General features: G+C 54.3%; 19 protein-coding genes. 11 read left to right on the top strand and 8 right to left on the bottom strand.

Features of this window, described 5'->3' with window-relative positions:
- Positions 1-49 precede the first annotated feature (49 nt).
- The 5 genes from hflD (at position 50) to ACMGGS_RS16160 (ending at position 5,525) form a co-directional block, all read left to right on the top strand.
- Entirely contained in the window at positions 50-691 is a 642-nt protein-coding gene (hflD, locus tag ACMGGS_RS16180) for a high frequency lysogenization protein HflD (protein ID WP_414163470.1), read from the top strand.
- A gap of 3 nt (positions 692-694) precedes the next feature.
- Complete coding sequence (purB, locus tag ACMGGS_RS16175; RefSeq protein WP_414163469.1) at positions 695-2,065, top strand: adenylosuccinate lyase; 1,371 nt, start codon at positions 695-697, stop codon at positions 2,063-2,065.
- A 113-nt stretch (positions 2,066-2,178) separates the two neighbouring features.
- On the top strand, positions 2,179-2,853 hold the full coding sequence (gene phoP, locus ACMGGS_RS16170) for a two-component system response regulator PhoP (RefSeq protein WP_194205774.1): 675 nt from the start codon (positions 2,179-2,181) through the stop codon (positions 2,851-2,853).
- A complete protein-coding gene (phoQ, locus tag ACMGGS_RS16165; protein WP_414163468.1) occupies positions 2,850-4,316 on the top strand; it encodes a two-component system sensor histidine kinase PhoQ in 1,467 nt (488 codons plus the stop codon). Before phoP ends, phoQ begins: the two co-directional genes overlap by 4 nt.
- An 87-nt stretch (positions 4,317-4,403) precedes the next feature.
- Positions 4,404-5,525, top strand: coding sequence for a JmjC domain-containing protein (locus ACMGGS_RS16160; RefSeq protein WP_414163467.1), 1,122 nt, complete (start codon positions 4,404-4,406; stop codon positions 5,523-5,525).
- A 219-nt stretch (positions 5,526-5,744) separates the two neighbouring features.
- Here ACMGGS_RS16160 and ACMGGS_RS16155 read toward each other — a convergent pair whose 3' ends face one another.
- Together ACMGGS_RS16155 and pepT are read right to left on the bottom strand one after the other, a co-directional pair.
- Positions 5,745-6,257, bottom strand: a complete 513-nt coding sequence (locus ACMGGS_RS16155) for an REP-associated tyrosine transposase (RefSeq protein ID WP_414163466.1) — start codon at positions 6,255-6,257, stop codon at positions 5,745-5,747.
- A 174-nt stretch (positions 6,258-6,431) separates the two neighbouring features.
- Complete coding sequence (gene pepT / locus ACMGGS_RS16150; RefSeq protein WP_414163465.1) at positions 6,432-7,670, bottom strand: peptidase T; 1,239 nt, start codon at positions 7,668-7,670, stop codon at positions 6,432-6,434.
- A gap of 254 nt (positions 7,671-7,924) precedes the next feature.
- On the opposite strand from pepT, the gene potA reads away from it, so the two are divergent.
- From potA to potD, 4 genes are read left to right on the top strand one after another with little or no spacing between them, the layout of a single operon-like run.
- Positions 7,925-9,061, top strand: coding sequence for a spermidine/putrescine ABC transporter ATP-binding protein PotA (gene potA / locus ACMGGS_RS16145; protein ID WP_176918262.1), 1,137 nt, complete (start codon positions 7,925-7,927; stop codon positions 9,059-9,061).
- Entirely contained in the window at positions 9,045-9,902 is an 858-nt protein-coding gene (gene potB, locus ACMGGS_RS16140; protein WP_194205770.1) for a spermidine/putrescine ABC transporter permease PotB, read from the top strand. The genes potA and potB overlap by 17 nt, the downstream gene beginning before the upstream one ends.
- The gene (potC, locus tag ACMGGS_RS16135) at positions 9,899-10,678 is read left to right on the top strand and encodes a spermidine/putrescine ABC transporter permease PotC (protein ID WP_176917230.1); all 780 of its coding nucleotides are present in this window, start codon (positions 9,899-9,901) and stop codon (positions 10,676-10,678) included. The genes potB and potC overlap by 4 nt, the downstream gene beginning before the upstream one ends.
- Before the next feature lies 1 nt (position 10,679).
- Complete coding sequence (gene potD / locus ACMGGS_RS16130) at positions 10,680-11,726, top strand: spermidine/putrescine ABC transporter substrate-binding protein PotD (RefSeq protein ID WP_414163464.1); 1,047 nt, start codon at positions 10,680-10,682, stop codon at positions 11,724-11,726.
- Between the two features lie 41 nt (positions 11,727-11,767).
- Here potD and cobB read toward each other — a convergent pair whose 3' ends face one another.
- The 5 genes from cobB to lolC are packed head-to-tail and all read right to left on the bottom strand — an operon-like array spanning position 11,768 to position 16,667.
- Entirely contained in the window at positions 11,768-12,586 is an 819-nt protein-coding gene (gene cobB, locus ACMGGS_RS16125) for a Sir2 family NAD+-dependent deacetylase (RefSeq protein WP_176917232.1), read from the bottom strand.
- Between the two features lie 2 nt (positions 12,587-12,588).
- Positions 12,589-13,512 (bottom strand): N-acetylglucosamine kinase, encoded by a 924-nt coding sequence (gene nagK, locus ACMGGS_RS16120; protein WP_414163463.1) that lies wholly within the window; start codon positions 13,510-13,512, stop codon positions 12,589-12,591.
- 17 nt (positions 13,513-13,529) lie between these two features.
- Complete coding sequence (lolE, locus tag ACMGGS_RS16115; RefSeq protein ID WP_414163462.1) at positions 13,530-14,774, bottom strand: lipoprotein-releasing ABC transporter permease subunit LolE; 1,245 nt, start codon at positions 14,772-14,774, stop codon at positions 13,530-13,532.
- The gene (gene lolD / locus ACMGGS_RS16110; RefSeq protein ID WP_414163461.1) at positions 14,774-15,475 is read right to left on the bottom strand and encodes a lipoprotein-releasing ABC transporter ATP-binding protein LolD; all 702 of its coding nucleotides are present in this window, start codon (positions 15,473-15,475) and stop codon (positions 14,774-14,776) included. Before lolD ends, lolE begins: the two co-directional genes overlap by 1 nt.
- Positions 15,468-16,667: a lipoprotein-releasing ABC transporter permease subunit LolC gene (gene lolC, locus ACMGGS_RS16105; protein WP_414163460.1), complete on the bottom strand. Its 1,200-nt coding sequence runs from the start codon at positions 16,665-16,667 to the stop codon at positions 15,468-15,470. The genes lolD and lolC overlap by 8 nt, the downstream gene beginning before the upstream one ends.
- Positions 16,668-16,929: 262 nt before the next feature.
- On the opposite strand from lolC, the gene mfd reads away from it, so the two are divergent.
- Complete coding sequence (gene mfd, locus ACMGGS_RS16100) at positions 16,930-20,376, top strand: transcription-repair coupling factor (RefSeq protein WP_414163459.1); 3,447 nt, start codon at positions 16,930-16,932, stop codon at positions 20,374-20,376.
- A gap of 70 nt (positions 20,377-20,446) precedes the next feature.
- Here mfd and bhsA read toward each other — a convergent pair whose 3' ends face one another.
- Positions 20,447-20,704, bottom strand: coding sequence for a multiple stress resistance protein BhsA (bhsA, locus tag ACMGGS_RS16095; RefSeq protein WP_414163458.1), 258 nt, complete (start codon positions 20,702-20,704; stop codon positions 20,447-20,449).
- A 238-nt stretch (positions 20,705-20,942) separates the two neighbouring features.
- On the opposite strand from bhsA, the gene ACMGGS_RS16090 reads away from it, so the two are divergent.
- Positions 20,943-21,578, top strand: a complete 636-nt coding sequence (locus tag ACMGGS_RS16090) for a TetR/AcrR family transcriptional regulator (protein WP_414163457.1) — start codon at positions 20,943-20,945, stop codon at positions 21,576-21,578.
- The last annotated feature ends 26 nt before the right edge of the window (positions 21,579-21,604 follow it).

Genomic DNA, 21,604 nt, shown 5'->3' with positions numbered 1-21,604 from the left:
TTATGTTTACCTGCGGATCGTGGATACGCAGGATTAACAAGGAGTGAGTGTGGCGAAGAACTATTATGACATCACCCTGGCGCTGGCAGGCATCTGCCAGTCCGCACGTCTGGTGCAACAACTGGCCCATCAGGGCCACTGCGATAGCGACGCCCTGCACGTTTCGCTGAACAGCATCATCGACCTCAACCCGGACTCAACGCTGGGAGTTTTCGGTGGCAGCGAAGCCAACCTCCGTCTCGGTCTTGAAACGCTGCTCGGTGTGCTGAACGCTAGCAGCCGTCAGGGCCTGAACGCTGAACTCACTCGTTATACCCTTAGCCTGATGGTGCTTGAGCGTAAGCTCGCCAAAGCCAAAGGCGCAATGGATACGCTTGGCAGCAGCATTTCTGGTTTACAGCGCCAGCTCGACCATTTCGATCTTCAGTCTGAGACCTTGCTGAGCGCGATGGCGGGCATCTATGTCGACGTCATTAGCCCGTTGGGGCCACGCATCCAGGTGACTGGCTCTCCTGCCGTACTGCAAAGCGCACAGGTGCAGGCCAAAGTTCGCGCCTCGCTACTGGCCGGTATTCGTGCCGCTGTGCTCTGGCACCAGGTTGGCGGTAGCCGCCTGCAACTCATGTTTTCTCGTCAGCGCCTGCTAACTCAGGCCAAACACATTCTTGCTCATTTAACTCCGGAGTTGTGATCTATGGAATTATCCTCACTGACCGCCGTTTCCCCCGTCGATGGACGCTATGGCGATAAAGTCAGCGCGCTGCGCGGCATTTTCAGCGAATACGGTTTGCTGAAATTCCGCGTCCAGGTCGAGGTACGCTGGCTGCAAAAACTGGCCGCGCACGCAGCGATTAAGGAAGTTCCTTCATTTGCTGCCGACGCAAACGGTTACCTTGATAAAATCGTTGCCGACTTTACTGAAGAAGACGCAGCACGCATCAAAACGATTGAACGCACCACAAATCACGATGTAAAAGCGGTTGAATATTTCCTCAAAGAAAAAGTCGCCAGCGTGCCTGAGCTGCATGCGGTTTCCGAGTTTATTCACTTCGCCTGTACTTCCGAAGACATCAACAACCTCTCCCACGCGCTAATGCTGAAAGCCGCCCGCGATGAGGTGATCCTGCCTTACTGGCGCAAGCTGATTGATGCGGTAAAAGATCTTGCCGTGCAGTATCGCGATATTCCCCTGCTCTCCCGTACCCACGGTCAACCGGCTACGCCGTCTACGCTGGGTAAAGAGATGGCTAACGTCGCGTACCGTATGGAGCGTCAATATCGTCAACTTAGCCAGGTCGAGATCCTTGGCAAAATCAACGGTGCGGTGGGCAACTATAACGCCCATATTGCGGCCTACCCGGAAGTAGACTGGCATCAGTTCAGCGAGGAGTTTGTCACTTCGCTGGGTATTCAGTGGAACCCGTACACCACACAGATCGAACCGCACGACTATATTGCCGAACTGTTTGATTGCATCGCGCGCTTCAACACTATCCTGATCGATTTCGATCGTGACGTCTGGGGTTACGTGGCGCTTAACCACTTCAAACAGAAAACCATCGCCGGTGAAATCGGTTCCTCCACCATGCCGCACAAAGTGAACCCGATTGATTTCGAGAACTCCGAAGGCAACCTGGGCCTCTCCAACGCGGTCTTGCAGCATCTGGCGAGCAAACTGCCGGTCTCCCGCTGGCAGCGCGATCTGACCGACTCCACCGTACTGCGCAACCTTGGGGTTGGCGTGGGTTATGCGCTGATCGCCTATCAATCCACCCTGAAAGGCGTCAGCAAACTGGAAGTGAACCGCGATCGTCTGCTGGACGAACTGGATCACAATTGGGAAGTACTGGCCGAGCCGATCCAGACCGTGATGCGCCGTTACGGCATTGAAAAACCGTATGAGAAACTGAAAGAGCTGACGCGTGGTAAACGCGTCGATGCGGAAGGTATGAAACAGTTTATCGACGGTCTTGCGCTGCCGGAAGAAGAGAAAACCCGCCTGAAAGCCATGACTCCTGCCAATTATATTGGTCGTGCCATCACCATGGTGGATGAACTGAAGTAATTTCCTGCCACGCCCTCTTTCTGTCAGGAGAGAGGGCGTTATTACCGGCTGGTTGAACCACTATTTATCTCTTTGCGCTACACTGTTGCCGATCGTTATGTGAGGAAAGAGTTATGCGCGTACTCGTTGTAGAAGATAATCCCCTGCTGCGTCATCATCTTAAAGTCCAGCTTCAGGAGATGGGCCATCAGGTCGATGCCGCTGAAGATGCCCGCGAAGCGGATTATTATCTTGGTGAGCATGTTCCTGACATTGCGATTGTCGATTTAGGATTGCCGGATGAAGACGGTCTGTCGCTAATCCGCCGCTGGCGCAGCCACGGCGTCTCCCTCCCGCTACTGGTGCTGACCGCCCGTGAAGGCTGGCAGGATAAAGTCGAAGTCTTAAGCGCGGGCGCGGATGACTACGTCACCAAGCCTTTTCATATCGAAGAAGTGGCCGCGAGAATGCAGGCGCTGTTACGGCGCAATAGCGGGCTGGCCTCGCAGGTGATTTCTCTGCCGCCTTTCCAGGTCGATCTCTCCCGCCGTGAACTCTCCGTCAGCGACGAAACCATCAAGCTGACCGCTTTTGAATACACGATTATGGAAACGCTGATCCGCAACCACGGTAAAGTGGTCAGTAAAGATGCATTAATGCTTCAGCTTTATCCGGATGCAGAGCTGCGTGAAAGCCATACCATTGATGTGCTGATGGGGCGACTGCGCAAAAAAATTCAGACCCGCTATCCGCATGAGGTTATCACCACCGTGCGCGGCCAGGGCTACCGTTTCGAACTGCCGGCATGAACCGTCTGCTACGGCATTTTTTGCCGCTTTCTCTGCGGATCCGCTTTCTGCTGGCCACGGCGGCCATCGTATTAATTCTGTCTCTGGCCTATGGCATGGTGGCGCTGGTCGGCTATAGCGTGAGTTTTGATAAAACTACCTATCGCCTGCTGCGCGGGGAGAGCAACTTATTTTATACCCTCGCCAGGTGGGAGAACGGCAAGCTAAGCATTGACCTGCCGGAAAATCTGGCGCAGCAAAGCCCGTCTATCGCACTTATTTATGACGATCACGGCACATTGCTCTGGGCGCAGCGCGACGTTCCCTGGCTTATCCAGCGCATCCACCCGGACTGGCTAAAAAGCAACGGATTTCAGGAAATCGAAACGGACGTGGATTTCAGTAGCAGCCTGCTGCGTGACGATCGTGACGTGGAAGAAAAACTTGAGGAGATGCGCCGCGAAGCCGATCCTGACGATGAAATGACGCACTCTGTGGCAGTCAATATCTATCCGGCAACCGCCAGAATGCCACGCTTAACCATTGTCATCATCGACACCATCCCGATTGAGCTGAAAAGCTCTTATATGGTCTGGAACTGGTTCTTCTATGTGCTTATTGCCAACTTGCTGCTGGTGATCCCCCTGCTCTGGGTCGCGGCATGGTGGAGTTTACGCCCGCTGGAGGCGCTGGCGAAAGAAGTCCGCGAACTTGAGGAACACCACCGCGAGGCGCTAAATCCTGAGACCACGCGTGAACTTACCCATCTGGTGCGCAACCTTAACCGCTTGCTGAAAACGGAGCGTGAGCGTAACGAAAAATATCGCACTACCCTCACCGATCTCACACACAGTTTAAAAACGCCGCTCGCCGTACTGCAAAGTACGCTGCGATCCTTGCGCAGCGAAAAAATCAGCGTTGCCGACGCTGAGCCGGTGATGCTGGATCAAATCAGCCGCATCTCACAGCAAATTGGCTATTTTTTGCATCGTGCCAGTATGCGCGGTGGCAATATTATGCTGAGTCGCGAACTGCATCCGGTAGCGTCGCTGCTGGATAATCTGACCTCCGCGATGAATAAAGTTTATCAACGCAAAGGCGTCAGTATTTCGCTGGATATCTCGCCGGAAATCAGTTTCGTCGGTGAAAAAAACGATTTTATGGAAGTCTGTGGCAACGTGCTGGATAACGCCTGTAAATACTGCCTTGAGTTTGTGGAAATCTCCGCTCGCCAGACAGACGACAACCTGCACATTATGATCGAAGATGATGGTCCCGGCATTCCGCAAAGCAAACGCGAACTGGTGTTTGATCGCGGACAGCGCATTGATACCCTTCGACCGGGTCAGGGCGTGGGGCTTTCTGTGGCACGGGAAATCGTTGAACAATACGATGGTAAGATTGTCACTGACGAGAGTCTGCTCGGCGGCGCGCGAATGGAAATTATCTTTGGCCGACAGCATCCCGGTAATCAAAACGGTTAACGCCCGGGTTTTTCTTTTTTTCTCCTGCATCGTAACTGCCCGCCATCCGTTATAATCGCTTCAGTTACGAGCCTGCGGGAAACTATTATGGACTATCAATTAGCATTAAACTGGCCCGATTTCATTGAACGCTACTGGCAAAAACGCCCGGTGGTGCTGAAACGGGGTTTCGCCAATTTTGTGGATCCTATATCTCCCGACGAGCTGGCCGGTCTGGCGATGGAAAACGAAGTCGACAGCCGTCTGGTAAGCCATCAGGATGGTAAATGGCAGCTCAGCCACGGCCCTTTTGAAAGCTACGATCATCTGGGTGAGAATGACTGGTCGCTGCTGGTGCAGGCCGTCAATCAGTGGCATGAACCAACTGCAGCGCTGATGCGACCTTTCCGTGCCCTTCCTGACTGGCGCGTGGACGATCTGATGATCTCCTTTTCCGTACCGGGCGGCGGCGTGGGTCCGCATCTCGATCAGTATGATGTGTTTATTATTCAGGGCACCGGACGTCGCCGCTGGCGTGTTGGCGAGAAAGTGCCAATGAAGCAACACTGCCCGCATCCTGACCTGCTCCAGGTCGATCCATTCGAAGCGATTATCGACGAGGAGCTGGAACCCGGCGATATTCTGTATATTCCACCAGGATTCCCGCATGAGGGTTACTCGCTGGAAAACTCGATGAATTACTCGGTGGGGTTCCATGCGCCAAACGCGCGGGAGCTGATCAGCGGCTTTGCCGATTATGTTCTGCAACGCGAACTGGGCAGTTACCGCTACAGCGATCCGGATATCCCGTCACGCGACCATCCGGCGGATATTTTGCCGCAGGAACTGGATAAGCTGCGCGGCATGATGCTGGATCTGATTAATCAGCCGGAGCATTTCAGCCAGTGGTTTGGCGAGTTTATCACCCAGGCGCGTCACGAGCTGGATATTGCCCCGCCGGAGCCGCCTTATCAGCCGGATGAAATTTACGATGCGCTGAAGCAGGGAGATAAACTGGTACGCCTTGGCGGCCTGCGCGTGCTGCGTATTGGCGACGAGGTATTTGCTAACAGTGAGAAAATCGACTCCCCTCACCGTCCGGCACTCGAAGCCCTCTCCAGCCACATCGTGCTAAGCGGCGAACATTTTGGCGACGCGCTGGAAGACCCCTCTTTCCTCGCGATGCTGGCGGCGCTGGTTAATAGTGGATATTGGTTCTTCGAGGATTAAGGCTCAGCCTCTTTTCTTAATTGGTTCTTTGAGGATTAAGGCTTAACCTCTTTCCTTAAACATGCCGGGCGGCGCAAGCTTGCCCGGCCTACAAAACCCAGCCCTCGCCAACTCATCTATTCCAGGCCTGATAAGCGCAGCGCCATCAGGCATTCCCCCCCCCCAGCCCCCGTAGGCCTGATAAGCGCAGCGCCATCAGGCATTCAGCCCTCCGAACATTCAGGTAAAAAAACGCGGTTCGCCCGTCGCAAAATCGGTAATATCTCCAGCCCAGTCTACCGGGTATAACCCTTCTCTTACATCTCGATGGAATGTTGAATACGGCCAGTCTTTCACTTGCTGTACCAGACCATGTTTAAGTGGATTAACGTAGATATAATCAATATGTCGACGGTAGTCCTCTACATCCCGGATACCATGTTCCCAAAAACGAGGTTGCCATACCTGTACCATGCTCTGTTCTTCCCTGAGCGATTTGGTAAAGGTTTTTTTAATTTCACGCCAGCGTCCCGAATAATCACAGTCATCTTCCGGTAACGACCAGATACAATGCATGTGTTCAGGTAAAATAACCCAAGCGTTGATAGTAAAAGGTTTTTTATGCCTGACCAGGTTAACAGCCTGACGCAGATGGTGGATATGGCGAGTAAGTAAATCACTACGACGATCATGAAGGTTTACTGTAAAAAACCATGTACCGCCTTGAATATAGTATCGACGATAGAATGACATGAGAGATTCCTTTCTCTACGAACGAATAAACGAGGCAATGTGCTCAACATGCCGGGCGGCGCAAGCTTGCCCGGCCTACAAACCCTATACACCACTCAGCCCAACGTAGGCCTGATAAGCAAAGCGCCATCAGGCATTCAGCCCGCCGTCCCCAACACTAGCCCGATAAACCGATCAAGCAACGTTAGCGTTATGCTTTGTCGTTAATTCCGCAATGCGCACAATCACCTGTACCGCTTTTTCCATTCCTTCGAGCGATACAAACTCGTGTTTGCCGTGATAGTTATAGCCGCCGGTGAACAGGTTCGGGCACGGTAATCCCATAAAGGACAACTGGGAGCCATCGGTGCCGCCGCGAATCGGTTTCATGTCCGGTTCAATATGGCAGTCAAGCATCGCCTGTTTCGCGATTTCAATGATATGCGGATGTTCGGCCACCTTTTCATGCATATTGTAATAGCTGTCTTCAATGATCAGCTCAATGTAGCAATCTGGATGCAGCCCCTTGCCGACTTTTTTGGCGATTTCCATCATCTTGCGCTTGCGGGCTTCAAACTGCTTACGGTCAAAGTCGCGCACGATGTAATGCATTTCAGCACGATCAACGCTGCCTTTAATGCTGGTAAGATGATAAAAACCTTCATAGCCCTCGGTGTGCTCAGGACTTTCTTCGGCAGGCACTTCTGCGTGAATGCGCGACGCCAGTGATAGCGCGTTGACCATCACCCCTTTTGCCGTACCGGGATGCACGTTATTGCCAACGATTTTGATGGTCACCGAGGCCGCGTTGAAGTTTTCAAATTCCAGTTCACCCACGCCGCCGCCGTCAACGGTATAGGCCCACTGCGCGCCGAACTGTTCGACGTCAAAATGTTTCGCGCCTTTGCCGACCTCTTCATCCGGCGTAAAGGCCACGCGGATATCGCCGTGAGGAATATTTTTACCCTTCAGCACCGCCAGCGCGGTCATGATCTCAGCCACACCCGCTTTGTCATCCGCGCCGAGCAGCGTTTTACCGTCGGTGGTAATCAGCGTCTGGCCCAGCATCTGATGCAGCACCGGGAACATCACTGGCGACAATACTTCGTCACCAATGCCTAACGCGATATCTCCACCGCGATAACCTTCGATGATCTGCGGATTGACATTTTTACCGCTAAAATCTGGCGACGTGTCAACGTGGGAGATAAACCCGATTGCCGGGATATTGCCATCAACGTTGGCAGGCAGCGTGCCCATCACGGTGCCTTTATCGCTAAGGGTAACGTTAACCAGCCCCATCTCCTCAAGCTGGGCTTTGAGCAAATGCAACAGCTTCCATTGTCCTTCGGTACTCGGCACCTGACGCACGCCAGGCTTCGATTGCGTATCCAGAGAAACGTACTGTAAAAAACGCTCAAGTAATTTTTCCATGCGGTCACCCTCACTTTTTGTGACAACATTATCAATAAGCACGAAAACACAAATATTGCGTCAGGTCACTTTTAGGCTGGCAAACGAGAATATTTTTCGTTACGCCAGCCTTTGTAATAAAGGTAGCGTACCATTACGTATCAAGGATTGGCGATTTCAATGGTTTGCCGTAGAATGCCAGCCCTTAATCATGTGCAGAACCCAAAGGTGGTTAATCACAAACCCCGTATCGGTCAGCTTCCCGATGCGTCTACATGGGACAGAGTCATAAATTGAATACACAACCGCGTTCGCTTTCACCACTGGTGCAACTGGCGGGAATTAATAAAAGTTTTGACGGTAAGAAGGTTATCGCAGATTTTAACCTGACCATCAACAACGGTGAATTCCTCACGCTGCTTGGCCCCTCTGGCTGCGGTAAAACAACCGTTCTACGCCTGATTGCCGGGCTGGAAAATGTCGATACCGGCCGCATCCGTCTGGAAGATCTGGATATTACCGATGTTCCGGCAGAAAACCGTCACGTCAATACCGTCTTTCAAAGCTACGCGCTTTTTCCGCATATGACCGTTTTTGAAAACGTGGCGTTTGGCCTGCGGATGCAAAAAACGCCTGCCGCTGAAATCACTCCGCGCGTCACCGAAGCACTGCATATGGTGCAACTCGAAGAATTTGCCCAGCGCAAACCGCATCAGCTCTCCGGCGGGCAGCAGCAGCGCGTCGCCATCGCCCGCGCGGTGGTCAACAAACCTCGCCTGCTGTTACTGGATGAATCGCTTTCCGCGCTGGATTACAAGCTGCGCAAGCAGATGCAGAATGAACTCAAAGCGCTTCAGCGCAAGCTGGGCATCACCTTTGTCTTTGTCACCCACGATCAGGAAGAAGCTCTGACCATGTCAGACCGTATCGTGGTAATGCGCGACGGGCGCATTGAGCAGGACGGCACGCCGCGCGAAATCTATGAAGAACCGAAAAACCTGTTTGTCGCCAGTTTCATTGGTGAAATCAATATATTCAGTGCCACGGTAATCGAGCGTCTCGACGAACGCCGCGTGCGTGCCAGCGTTGAAGGCCGGGAATGTAATATTGACGTTAACTTTGCCGTCGAAAAAGGACAGAATCTGAACGTCCTGCTGCGTCCGGAAGATCTGCGCGTTGAAGAGATCAACGACGGCAGCGAGGCCGAAGGGCTGGTGGGTTACGTGCGCGAGCGTAACTATAAAGGCATGACTCTGGAGTCCGTGGTCGAGCTGGAAAACGGCAAGATGGTGTTGGTCAGCGAGTTCTTTAACGAAGACGATCCGGATTTCGATCACTCGCTGAATCAGAAAATGGCAATTAACTGGGTAGAGAGCTGGGAGGTTGTACTGGCTGATGAAGAACACAAGTAAATTCCAGAATGTGGTGATCGCCACTATCGTTGGTTGGCTTGTGTTATTTGTCTTTCTGCCCAACCTGATGATCATCGGCACCAGCTTCCTGACCCGCGACGACGCCAATTTCGTCAAGCTGGTCTTTACGCTGGATAACTATGCCCGGCTGGTGGACCCGCTCTATTTCCAGGTGCTGCTGCACTCGTTAAATATGGCGCTGATCGCCACCGTCGCTTGCCTCGCGCTGGGCTATCCGTTTGCCTGGTTCCTGGCGAGGCTGCCGCAAAAGGTGCGTCCGCTGCTGCTCTTTTTGCTGATTGTTCCTTTCTGGACCAATTCGCTGATCCGCATCTATGGCCTGAAGATTTTTCTCAGCACCAAAGGCTATCTGAACGAGTTTTTGCTGTGGCTGGGCGTTATTGAAACCCCCATTCGGATTATGTTTACCCCCAGCGCGGTGATCATTGGCCTGGTGTACATCCTGCTGCCGTTTATGGTGATGCCGCTGTACTCCAGCATTGAAAAGCTGGATAAACCGTTGCTGGAAGCAGCGAAAGATCTGGGCGCTAACAAGATGCAAACCTTCGTGCGTATTATTCTGCCGCTGACCATGCCGGGCATTATTGCCGGTTGTCTGCTGGTGATGCTGCCAGCGATGGGGCTGTTTTACGTTTCAGACCTGATGGGCGGCGCGAAAAACCTGCTAATTGGCAACGTCATTAAGAGCCAGTTCCTCAATATTCGCGACTGGCCGTTCGGTTCAGCCACCAGCATTACCCTGACGGTGGTGATGGGGCTGATGCTGCTGGTTTACTGGCGTGCCTCACGCCTGCTGAATAAGAAGGTGGAGCTGGAATGATCGGTCGACTGCTGCGCGGCGGTTTTATGTCCGCCATCTATGCTTATTTATATATTCCGATCATTATTCTGATCGTGAACTCCTTTAACAGTTCGCGCTTCGGCATTAACTGGCAGGGGTTTACTACCAAATGGTATAGCCTGTTGGTGAATAATGACAGCCTGTTACAGGCGGCACAGCATTCGCTGACCATGGCGGTATTTTCGGCAACCCTGGCGACGCTGATTGGCTCATTGACCGCCGTAGCGCTCTATCGCTACCGTTTTCGTGGCAAGCCCTTCGTCAGCGGGATGCTGTTTGTCGTGATGATGTCGCCGGATATTGTGATGGCGATTTCCCTGCTGGTGCTGTTTATGATGCTGGGGATCGAACTGGGATTCTGGTCGCTGCTCTTTTCGCATATCACTTTCTGCCTGCCCTTCGTGGTGGTTACGGTCTATTCACGCCTGAAAGGGTTTGATGTGCGGATGCTGGAAGCGGCGAAAGATCTGGGTGCCAGCGAGATGACGATCTTGCGTAAAATCATTCTGCCGCTGGCGATGCCCGCGGTAGCTGCTGGTTGGCTGCTCAGCTTCACCCTGTCGATGGATGACGTGGTGGTATCGTCGTTTGTTACCGGCCCAGCCTATGAAATTCTGCCGCTGAAAATTTATTCGATGGTCAAAGTTGGCGTGTCACCTGAAGTGAACGCGCTGGCGACGATTTTACTGGTTTTGTCGCTGGTTATGGTGATTGCCAGCCAGCTTATTGCACGTGATAAAACAAGGGGACGTTAAGATGATTAAATGGTCACGCCACCTGCTGGCCGCGGGCGCACTGGCCTTCGGCATGAGCGCCGCCCACGCCGACGACGGCAAAACGCTGTATTTCTACAACTGGACCGAGTATGTGCCGCCGGGCCTGCTGGAGCAGTTCACCAAAGAGACAGGGATCAAGGTTATCTATTCGACCTATGAGTCGAATGAAACCATGTACGCCAAGCTGAAAACCTATAAAGACGGCGCGTACGATCTGGTGGTCCCGTCCACCTATTTCGTCGATAAAATGCGTAAAGAAGGAATGATCCAGAAGATCGACAAATCTCAGCTGACCAACTTCAAAAATCTCGATCCAGAAGTGCTGAATAAACCGTTCGATCCGAATAATGACTACTCCATTCCCTACATCTGGGGCGCAACCGCGATCGGTATTAACAGCGATGAAATCGATCCGAAAAGCGTCACCAGCTGGGCCGATCTGTGGAAACCGGAATATAAAAGCAGTCTGCTGCTGACTGACGACGCACGCGAAGTCTTCCAGATCGCCCTGCGCAAGCTCGGTTATTCGGGCAATACCACCGATCCCAAAGAGATCGAAGCGGCGTATAAAGAGCTGCAAAAGCTGATGCCGAACGTTGCGGCATTCAACTCGGATAACCCGGCCAACCCGTATATGGAAGGCGAAGTAAACCTGGGGATGGTCTGGAACGGTTCGGCCTACGTTGCCCGTCAGGCGGGTACGCCGTTGCAGGTAGTCTGGCCGAAAGAAGGCGGCATTTTCTGGATGGACAGCCTCGCCATTCCGGCTAACGCAAAAAATAAAGAAGGCGCGCTGAAGCTGATTAACTTCCTGCTGCGCCCGGATGTGGCAAAAGAGGTCGCGGAAACTATCGGTTACCCGACGCCTAACCTTGCCGCACGCAAGCTGCTTAGCCCGGAAGTCGCAAACGATAAGTCGCTTTATCCTGACGCTGAAACCATCAGCAAGGGCGAGTGGCAGAACGATGTTGGCGACGCCAGCGCGATTTATGAGCAGTATTATCAGAAGCTGAAAGCGGGACGCTAACAGCAGACAGGCGGAGCAGCCTGCTCCGCCTGGAAAGTGCCTTACAAACCTTTCAGCATTTTCTCCACAAACTCCGGCACCACTTCACTCGCCAGCCCGTAATGCTTCTCTTCAAATTCGCTACCAACCTGGCTGGGTTCGAGATTCAGCTCCACCGTATGCGCGCCGTGTAAGCGGGCCTCATGGACAAAGCCTGCCGCCGGGTAAACGTGCCCGGAGGTGCCGATGGCGATAAAGACATCCGCCATTGCCAGCGCGCTGTAGATTTCATCCATACCGAGCGGCATTTCGCCGAACCATACCACATGCGGGCGCAGCGGTGCGGGAAACTGGCAGCAGTGGCATTTATCCTCTGGCGTGACGTCACCGGTCCACTCCAGCACCTGCCCGCTCCATGAGCAGCGGACTTTCAGCAGTTCGCCGTGCATATGCACGATATGTTTATTACCCGCGCGCTCATGCAGATTATCAATATTCTGCGTGACCAGCAGAAAGCGATCGCCGAGCGCCTCTTCAAGCTTAGCCAGCGCATGATGCGCGGCGTTAGGGACAATTTCAGCCTGCTGGAGCTGCCGACGCCGGGCGTTGTAAAACGCCTGCACCAGCGCCGGATCGCGGGCGAAGCCTTCGGGCGTTGCCACATCTTCAACCCGATGCTCTTCCCATAAGCCATCCGCCGCACGGAAGGTGCGGATCCCCGACTCGGCTGAAATTCCGGCACCGGTCAGAACCACGACTCTTGGTTTATCCATCTCTTCTGGCACCCTGTCTCTGAAGAAAATGCGTTGACGCAGACGCTCGCGCAGTCGGCGTTTGTTACGGCGAAAACGACTTAATCGATGTAGGCGGCGCGACTGCATAATTACCTCTGGGGAGTATCAGTAAGGTGAAGGAACGCCGCGCCGCGCATTCCTCCTGCATCACCGTGCCGGGCGCGCTCAATGCGCGGTACGCTGGCAACCGGTAATAAGTGGCGCGGTAAACGCGCCGCGAGTCCTTCAGCTATAGCACTAAAGTTAGACAATCCACCGCCGATCACCACTAAATCAGGATCGATAATCGTCAGGATATTACCGAGGCACACCGCCAGCAGGTCGAGATAACGCTCTACGTGCTGACGCGCCTTCTCGTCGCCCTGTTGCCAGAGGTGCACAATCTCCTCGGCGCTGAGCGGCTGGTGGTAGTAATGCTGATAAAGCCAGGCAAAGCCACGGCCGGAAAGATAATTTTCAATACAGCCAATCTGGCCGCAGCCGCAGCGCCGTAGGGGAAAGTCTAAGCCCATCAGGGTAAATGCATCGACCGGCAGGCGAATATGACCAAACTCGCCGGTGATATAGCTGCATCCGGTAATGGGCTTGCCGTTGATGACCAGGCCGCCGCCGACCCCGGTCCCGAGGATCAGCCCCATCACCAGCGGATACTGGATAAATTCTTCATCCCAGGCTTCGGAAAGCGCAAAGCAGTTGGCGTCATTGTCCAGACGCACATCGCGGTCCAGCAAACGACTGAGATCGGCGCGCAGCGGTTTGCCGCTGGCGGCGGGGACGTTGGCGGCATACAGCGTGCCGTCATCGGTTTCCGGCATACCGGGAATACCAATACCGACCGTGCCTTTACAGGCGAAACGGGCGTCGGCCTCGGCAACCAGTCCGGTTACTGCCTGTAAAAAGGATTCATAACTGTCTCGTGGGGTGGCGATGCGCTTTTCCCATTGCAGATGTCGCTTATTATCAAAAACGCCCAGCGCAATCTTGCTGCCACCAATATCAAATCCGTAATACATCGCCACTCCTTTTGAAATTATTGCCCGCTTAATACCCTTGCAGGATCAATGTTACTCGCGCGCCGCGCCGGATACCAGCTTGCCAGCAGGCTCAGCAGCAGCGCCGTCACCAGAACATACAGCACGTCCAGCCAGTGTAATTCTGACGGCAGGAAGTCAATAAAGTAAATATCGCCGGACAGGAACTGATGGCCGATCAGCTTTTCGATGAACTCAATAATCGCCGTCAGCTGTAGCGCGCCAATCACGCCGATAATGACTCCGATAAGGCTGCCAAATAGTCCTGCGAGCAGTCCGTACCAGACGAAAATCGCGCGGATCAGCCCGTCTTTCGCGCCGAGGGTGCGCAGTACCGCGATATCGCTGCTTTTGTCTTTTACTGCCATCACCAGAGTGGAGACGATATTAAAACAGGCCACGCCGATCACCAGAATCATCGCCAGATACATAATGGCGCGGATCATCTGAATATCGCGATACATATAGCCGTAGGTACCTACCCAGCTTTTGATATAGACGTAATCATTGGTCACTTCACCCGCCGAGCGCACCAGCGCCGGCGCGTTAAAGACGTCGTTAACTTTCAGCGCAATGCCGGTCACACTGCTGCCCATCTCCAGATACTGCTGCGCATCCTGCATCGGGATCATTGCAAAGCTATGATCGAGCTGGCCGCTGAGTTGCAAAATGCCGGTAACGCGGAGTCGAATACGCTTCGGCTGAAGCAGCTTATGGTCGGCGCTGGCATTGGGGATCATAATCGACACTGAATCGCCCTGCTTAACGTGCAGCGCGTCGGCAACGCCTTTACCGATAATAATCTGCTGTTCGCCCGCCTTGAAGTTCGCCCAGGCATTGCCCTGCACATACTGAGGCAGCGCGCTGAGACGGCTTTCCTGCTGTGGATCGACGCCCTTTACCTGAATGGCGCGGATGTTCGCGCCGCTCTCGACCAGCCCGGTGAAATCGACGTAAGGCGCGGCAGCGACAATACCAGGCACTTTTTCGATTTTGCTGAGCTTGTCGTTCCAGCCGTTCCACGGCTGATTCACCGGCTCGATCTGACCGTGCGGCACCACGGCTAAAATACGGTTGTTCAGCTCGCGCTCGAAGCCGTTCATTGCGCTCAGACCAATAATCAGCACCGCGACACCGAGTGCGATGCCAATGGTAGAAATAATCGAAATCAGCGATACCATGCCACTGCGACGGCGGCCACGGCTAAAACGCAACCCGATAAGAAGGGATAAAGGCGAGGCCATTAATCAGCTCCCATCAGGCTCAGTTCAGTATTCAGGCGACCATCCCGCATTTCCAGCTGACGGGACATCCGCCGTGCCAGTTGCAGATCGTGGGTCACGACCAGGAATGCGGTTCCCTGCGAACGGTTCAGTTCACCGAGAAGCTTGAAGATGCTGTCAGCGTTACGCGCATCCAGGTTACCGGTCGGCTCATCGGCCAGCACCAGACGCGGGTTATTGACCAGCGCACGGGCAATCGCCACGCGCTGACGTTCACCGCCGGATAACTCGGAGGGACGGTGGCTGGCGCGATGATCAAGCCCCACTGCTTTCAGCATCTCCCGCGCCCGCTGGTTGATCTCCGCCGGACGTTTTTTGCCAATCAGCAGCGGCATCGCGACGTTCTCCAGCGCGGTAAAATCAGGCAGAAGGTGATGAAACTGATAGATAAAACCAAGGTTCTGATTACGCAGTTCCGCTTTTGCCGCAGATGACAGTTTGCTCATCGGCTGGCCGCTGAAAATCACATCGCCGGAGGTCGGCGTATCCAGCCCGCCGAGCAGGTGCAGCAGCGTACTTTTCCCGGAGCCGGAGCTGCCGACAATCGCCATCATTTCGCCTTCGCCCACGCTGAAGCTGACATCGTGCAACACGTCGGTTTGCACACTGCCTTCCTGATAGCGTTTGCACAGGTTGTCGCATTGCAACAGGATCTTATTCATAACGTAAAGCCTCAGCGGGTTGAGTGGCGGCAGCGCGCCATGAAGGATAAAGCGTGGACAGCAGCGCAATCGCCATCGCCACCAGTGCAATCGCGATCACCTGTAACGGTTCAATCGCCACCGGCAGCGCCGCGCCGTCAAGAAATGCGCCGATAATCGGCATTAAATTGTTGAGCTGGCTGGCGAGCAGCGCCCCCAGCGCAGCACCGAGCAGCGCACCGATAATGCCGGCGCTGGCCCCCTGCACCATAAACACCGCCATGATCTGCCGTGGCGTCAGGCCCTGGGTTTGCAGAATGGCAACTTCGCCCTGCTTCTCCATCACCATCAGCCCCAGCGAGGTGATGATATTGAAGGCGGCGACGGCGACAATCAGACTGAGCAGCAGGCCCATCATGTTTTTTTCCATCCGCACGGCCTGGAACAGTTCGCCTTTACGCTCGCGCCAGTCCTGCCATTTGGTGTCCGGCGGCAGCGTCTGTTGACTGAGGGTATCCACCTGTAAAGGCTCATTAAGCCATAAACGCCAGCCGGTGATATTCCCGGTCGGGTAACGCATCAGGCGCGACGCGTCCTGAATATTGACCAGCATCTGATAGCCGTCGACTTCGCTGTTGGCGGCAAAGGTGCCAATCACCGTAAACAGGCGCTGGCTGGGAATGCGCCCCATTGGCGTAAACTGGCTGGCCGATGGCACCATGATGCGTAATGAATCGCCACGGTTAAGCCCCAATTGCCCGGCCAGTTGCTCGCCAAGAATGACGTTGTAGCGTCCCGGCTGCAAATCGGTCTGCTTCACATTAACTAAATACGGTGAGAGCGGATCTTTTTGCGCCGGATCGACGCCCAGCATCACGCCCACCGCCACGCTGCGCGCGCTCTGCAATACCACGTCACCCGTGGTGATGGGCGCAACGCGGTTTACGCCCTGAAGCGTCACCGCCTTTTCAGGAATTTTTTGCGGGTCCAGCGACCCTTGCGCGGAAGAAAGAATGGCCTGCGGCATCAGCCCCAGAATATTGTTTTGCAGCTCGCGCTCAAAGCCGTTCATAACGGAAAGCACCGTCACCAGTGCCATCACGCCAAGCGTAATGCCGATAGTGGAAAGCCATGAGACAAAGCGACCGAAGCGGTCCGCTGCGCGCCCACGCATGTAGCGCAGGCCGATAAATAGTGCGACAGGTTGGTACATGTAATCCGTCTGGTTGCTGTGGCAGAAGAGGAAGTATATAAGCGAAAGCGCACAGCGTAAATGAGGGAAACCGTAAGAGTTCGTCATTGGACTGTCAAAAAGTTCAGCTAAATCAATTTGCTATTATTGATTCACGCGCGCGGGCGCAGATTGATCTACCATTTGCTTATGTAAAATGAACGCGGATAATAATCTGCATTGAGAATCAGCACGTTGTCCCCATATCTTCTGGGCAAACCTATCAGAGACCCCGACACGACCTATGCCTGAACAACACCGTTATTCCTTGCCTGTCAAAGCAGGCGATCAACGCCAATTGGGAGAGTTAACCGGCGCGGCCTGCGCGACAGAGATCGCCGGGATCGTCGAGCGCCATCCAGGCCCGGTAGTGCTGGTTGCGCCCGACATGCAAAACGCCCTGCGCCTGCACGACGAAATCACCCAGTTTACGGATAACCTGGTTATCAACCTCGCCGACTGGGAAACGCTGCCTTACGATAGTTTTTCTCCGCACCAGGAGATCATCTCCTCGCGGCTGTCGGTGCTCTATCAGCTTCCCACCATGCAGCGCGGCGTATTGATCCTGCCGGTGAATACGCTGATGCAGCGCGTCTGTCCACACAGCTATCTGCACGGTCATGCGCTGGTGATGAAAAAAGGACAGCGCCTGTCGCGCGATGCGCTGCGTGCGCAGCTCGAATCCGCAGGCTATCGTCATGTGGATCAGGTCATGGAGCACGGTGAATATGCCACCCGTGGCGCGCTGCTGGATCTCTACCCGATGGGTAGCGTGCAGCCCTATCGTCTGGATTTTTTTGATGACGAAATCGACAGCCTGCGCCTTTTTGATCCCGATACCCAGCGCACGCTGGAAGAAGTCGACGCCATCAACCTGCTGCCCGCGCACGAATTTCCTACGGATAAAGCGGCGATCGAACTTTTTCGCAGTCAGTGGCGCGACAAGTTCGATGTTAAACGCGACGCCGAGCATATTTACCAGCAGGTGAGTAAAGGTACATTGCCTGCCGGGATAGAATACTGGCAGCCTTTATTTTTTAGCGAACCGCTGTCGCCGCTGTTCAGCTATTTCCCGGCCAATACGCTGATTATCAATACCGGCGACGTCGAAAGTAGTGCCACCCGTTTTCAGGCCGATGCCCATGCCCGCTATGAGAATCGGGGCGTGGATCCGATGCGTCCCCTGCTGCCGCCAGAACAGCTATGGATGCGCACCGATGAGCTGCTCGGCGAATTAAAACGCTGGCCGCGCATACAGTTAAAAACCGAGAGTCTGGCAGATAAAGCCGCGTTTACTAATCTGGGCTATCGCACATTGCCCGACCTGTCGGTACAGGCGCAGCAAAAGTCCCCGCTCGACAACCTGCGTAAATTTCTGGAGTCTTTCGACGGTCCGGTGATTTTCTCGGTTGAAAGTGAAGGACGCCGTGAAGCCCTCGGCGAGCTGGTAGCGCGTATCAAGTTGTCGCCAAAACGCATCCTGCGGCTGGATGAAGCGACGGACAAAGGGCGCTATGTGATGATCGGTGCGGCCGAACACGGGTTTATCGACACCCTGCGCAACCGTGCCCTGATCTGCGAAAGCGATCTGCTGGGCGAGCGCGTAGCGCGTCGTCGCCAGGATAGTCGCCGCACCATCAACCCGGATACGCTGATCCGCAACCTCGCTGAGTTGCATATCGGGCAACCGGTAGTGCATCTGGAACACGGCGTGGGCCGCTACGCGGGCATGACTACCCTTGAGGCGGGCGGCATCACCGCGGAATACCTGATGCTGACCTACGCCAACGACGCCAAGCTGTACGTTCCGGTTTCCTCCCTGCATTTGATCAGCCGCTATGCGGGCGGTGCAGAAGAGAATGCGCCGCTGCACAAACTGGGCAGCGATGTCTGGACCCGCGCCCGGCAGAAAGCCGCCGAGCGGGTGCGCGACGTGGCGGCAGAACTGCTGGACATTTATGCCCAGCGGGCGGCGAAAAAAGGCTTTGCTTTTAAGCATAACCGTGAACAGTACCAGCTATTTTGCGATAGCTTTCCCTTTGAGACCACGCCCGATCAGGCGCTGGCGATCAACGCCGTGCTGAGTGATATGTGTCAGCCGCTGGCGATGGATCGTCTGGTCTGTGGCGATGTGGGTTTTGGTAAAACTGAAGTCGCCATGCGCGCCGCCTTTCTCGCGATCGAAAATAATAAGCAGGTCGCGGTACTGGTTCCCACTACCCTGCTCGCCCAGCAGCATTTTGACAATTTCCGCGACCGTTTCGCCAGTTGGCCGGTGCGCATCGAGATGCTATCGCGCTTTCGCAGCGCCAAAGAGCAGGCGCAAATTCTCGAACAGGCGGCCGAAGGGAAAATCGATATTCTGATCGGTACCCACAAACTGTTGCAGGCGGATGTCAAATGGCGCGATCTGGGCCTGCTGATTGTCGATGAAGAGCACCGCTTCGGTGTGCGGCATAAAGAGCGTATTAAAGCGATGCGTTCTGACGTGGACATTCTGACGCTGACCGCCACGCCGATCCCGCGCACGCTGAACATGGCGATGAGCGGGATGCGCGATCTGTCGATTATCGCCACTCCACCCGCACGCCGTCTGGCGGTGAAAACCTTCGTGCGCGAGTACGATAATCTGGTGGTCCGTGAGGCGATCCTGCGTGAAGTATTGCGTGGCGGGCAGGTCTATTATCTCTATAACGATGTTGAAAATATCCAGAAAGCGGCGGCGCGCCTCGCCGAGCTGGTACCGGAGGCGCGCATTGCCATCGGTCACGGCCAGATGCGCGAGCGCGAGCTGGAACGGGTCATGAACGACTTCCACCACCAGCGTTTTAACGTGCTGGTGTGTACCACCATCATTGAGACCGGGATTGATATTCCGACCGCCAATACCATCATCATCGAACGCGCCGATCATTTCGGACTGGCGCAGCTACATCAGCTACGCGGGCGCGTCGGTCGTTCGCATCATCAGGCCTATGCGTGGCTGCTGACGCCGCATCCGAAAGCGATGACCACCGACGCGCAGAAACGCCTGGAAGCGATTGCCTCGCTGGAAGATTTAGGCGCGGGCTTTGCGCTGGCAACGCACGATCTGGAAATTCGCGGCGCGGGTGAACTGCTGGGTGAAGATCAGAGCGGTCAGATGGAAACCATCGGCTTCTCGCTGTATATGGATCTGCTGGAAAACGCGGTAGATGCCCTGAAAGCGGGTCGCGAGCCGTCGCTTGAGGATCTCACCAGTCAGCAAACGGAGGTCGAACTGCGAATGCCGTCGCTGCTGCCGGATGATTTTATTCCGGACGTTAACACCCGCCTTTCCTTCTATAAACGCATTGCCAGCGCCAAAAATGAGAATGCGCTTGAAGAGATTAAAGTTGAGTTGATTGATCGCTTTGGCCTGCTGCCTGATCCGGCGCGTAATCTGCTGGATATTGCGGGTCTGCGTCAGCAGGCGCAGCGGCTGGGGATCCGCAAGCTGGAGGGCAATGATAAAGGCGGACAGATCGAATTCGCGGAGAATAATCACGTTAACCCTGCCTGGCTGATTGGCCTGCTGCAAAAGGAGCCGCAGTATTTCCGGCTTGATGGCCCGACGCGGCTGAAGTTTTTCCAGGATCTCAACGAGCGAAAAGTGCGTATGGACTGGGTGCGCAACTTTATGCGCCAGCTTGAGGAAAATGCGATAGCCTGAATGTAGTAATAAAAAAAGCCCCACGGTAATCACCGTGGGGCTTCCTGTAAATACCAGGCAGAGGGTTATCTTATTTGTAAATCACAGCGGTGCCATGCAGCGTATTCGGACCACTTACGGAGGTGATGCGGAAAGATTTCGCGCCCATTGCATCCGCTTTTTGCGCCAGCTGGTTTTCCAGCGAGCCTAAATTTGTCCCGGCATCCGCAGAGATAACGCCAGCTTTTTGCTGATCGGCTGGAGTGGATTGCACCTGAACAGCAGCAACGCTTGCAAAAGAAAGTGAACTCAGTACAGCGGCGGCGAGGAGAGTTTTGATGTTTTTCATAATATTGACCTTATGCAGATGAACGGTGGATCGCATTTAATTAACGATCGATAGGTAAATCATAAGTGTGATCAATGTCACAGTCAAGTTTATTTTATAACGATCGTTATTAATAAATGAAAACCCTTATCTTTCATTAACATAAGCTTATTAATTTTTTATTGGTTTCAAGGTAGCACCGCGATACATTTATTTTTATAATGGTTATTCACTTAACTGACTCAGGTACAACGGCACCATGACAGCTGACGTTCAAAGTTGCACAAAAAAAAGCCGTGGCCGACCAAAAGTGTTCGACAGGGACGCGGCGCTGGATAAGGCCATGACACTCTTCTGGGAACACGGGTATGAAGCAACCTCGCTCGCCGATCTGGTCGAGGCGACGGGCGCTAAAGCCCCGACGCTCTATGCGGAGTTTATTAATAAAGAGGGGCTGTTTCGGGCGGTACTCGATCGCTATATCTCGCGCTTCGCCGCGCGCCATGAGGCAGCGTTGTTCAACGAGGAACAATCCGTAGAGCAGGCGCTGGAAGCCTATTTCACGGCGGTCGCTACCTGCTTTACCAGCAAAGAAACCCCGGCGGGCTGCTTTATGATCAACACGTCTGCGACGCTTGCCGCCTCGTCAAAGGAGATTGCCCGCACGCTTAAAACCCGTCATGCGCAGCAGGAACAGACGCTGTGTCAGTTTCTGGTTTCCCGGCAGCAACGTGGGGAGATCCCGGCGCAAAAAGATGTTCAGGCGCTGGCGCAGTTTCTGAACTGTATTTTGCAGGGCATGTCGATTAGCGCGCGTGAAGGCGCGAGCCTTGAGGATTTGCAGCAGGTTATTCGTACCACCTTCTGCCTGTGGCCAAAGATGCTTACGCTGTAAGCCACAAAAAAGCCCCTCAGCCTGAG

Origin of the sequence: Superficieibacter sp. BNK-5 (genome assembly GCF_047456055.1) — a bacterium.
Classification (GTDB): Bacteria; Pseudomonadota; Gammaproteobacteria; order Enterobacterales; family Enterobacteriaceae; genus Superficieibacter.
The sequence above is the reverse complement of the archived record's forward strand: the minus strand, read 5'-3'. Positions and strand labels throughout refer to the sequence as shown.

Excerpts from the sequence above, each read along its gene's own strand:
- purB (WP_414163469.1), top strand. The coding sequence starts at position 695 with ATGGAATTATCCTCACTGACCGCCGTTTCCCCCGTCGATGGACGCTAT.
- phoP (WP_194205774.1), top strand. The coding sequence starts at position 2,179 with ATGCGCGTACTCGTTGTAGAAGATAATCCCCTGCTGCGTCATCATCTT.
- phoQ (WP_414163468.1), top strand. The coding sequence starts at position 2,850 with ATGAACCGTCTGCTACGGCATTTTTTGCCGCTTTCTCTGCGGATCCGC.
- ACMGGS_RS16160 (WP_414163467.1), top strand. The coding sequence starts at position 4,404 with ATGGACTATCAATTAGCATTAAACTGGCCCGATTTCATTGAACGCTAC.
- ACMGGS_RS16155 (WP_414163466.1), bottom strand. The coding sequence starts at position 6,257 with ATGTCATTCTATCGTCGATACTATATTCAAGGCGGTACATGGTTTTTT.
- pepT (WP_414163465.1), bottom strand. The coding sequence starts at position 7,670 with ATGGAAAAATTACTTGAGCGTTTTTTACAGTACGTTTCTCTGGATACG.
- potA (WP_176918262.1), top strand. The coding sequence starts at position 7,925 with ATGGGACAGAGTCATAAATTGAATACACAACCGCGTTCGCTTTCACCA.
- potB (WP_194205770.1), top strand. The coding sequence starts at position 9,045 with ATGAAGAACACAAGTAAATTCCAGAATGTGGTGATCGCCACTATCGTT.
- potC (WP_176917230.1), top strand. The coding sequence starts at position 9,899 with ATGATCGGTCGACTGCTGCGCGGCGGTTTTATGTCCGCCATCTATGCT.
- potD (WP_414163464.1), top strand. The coding sequence starts at position 10,680 with ATGATTAAATGGTCACGCCACCTGCTGGCCGCGGGCGCACTGGCCTTC.
- cobB (WP_176917232.1), bottom strand. The coding sequence starts at position 12,586 with ATGCAGTCGCGCCGCCTACATCGATTAAGTCGTTTTCGCCGTAACAAA.
- nagK (WP_414163463.1), bottom strand. The coding sequence starts at position 13,512 with ATGTATTACGGATTTGATATTGGTGGCAGCAAGATTGCGCTGGGCGTT.
- lolE (WP_414163462.1), bottom strand. The coding sequence starts at position 14,774 with ATGGCCTCGCCTTTATCCCTTCTTATCGGGTTGCGTTTTAGCCGTGGC.
- lolD (WP_414163461.1), bottom strand. The coding sequence starts at position 15,475 with ATGAATAAGATCCTGTTGCAATGCGACAACCTGTGCAAACGCTATCAG.
- lolC (WP_414163460.1), bottom strand. The coding sequence starts at position 16,667 with ATGTACCAACCTGTCGCACTATTTATCGGCCTGCGCTACATGCGTGGG.
- mfd (WP_414163459.1), top strand. The coding sequence starts at position 16,930 with ATGCCTGAACAACACCGTTATTCCTTGCCTGTCAAAGCAGGCGATCAA.
- bhsA (WP_414163458.1), bottom strand. The coding sequence starts at position 20,704 with ATGAAAAACATCAAAACTCTCCTCGCCGCCGCTGTACTGAGTTCACTT.
- ACMGGS_RS16090 (WP_414163457.1), top strand. The coding sequence starts at position 20,943 with ATGACAGCTGACGTTCAAAGTTGCACAAAAAAAAGCCGTGGCCGACCA.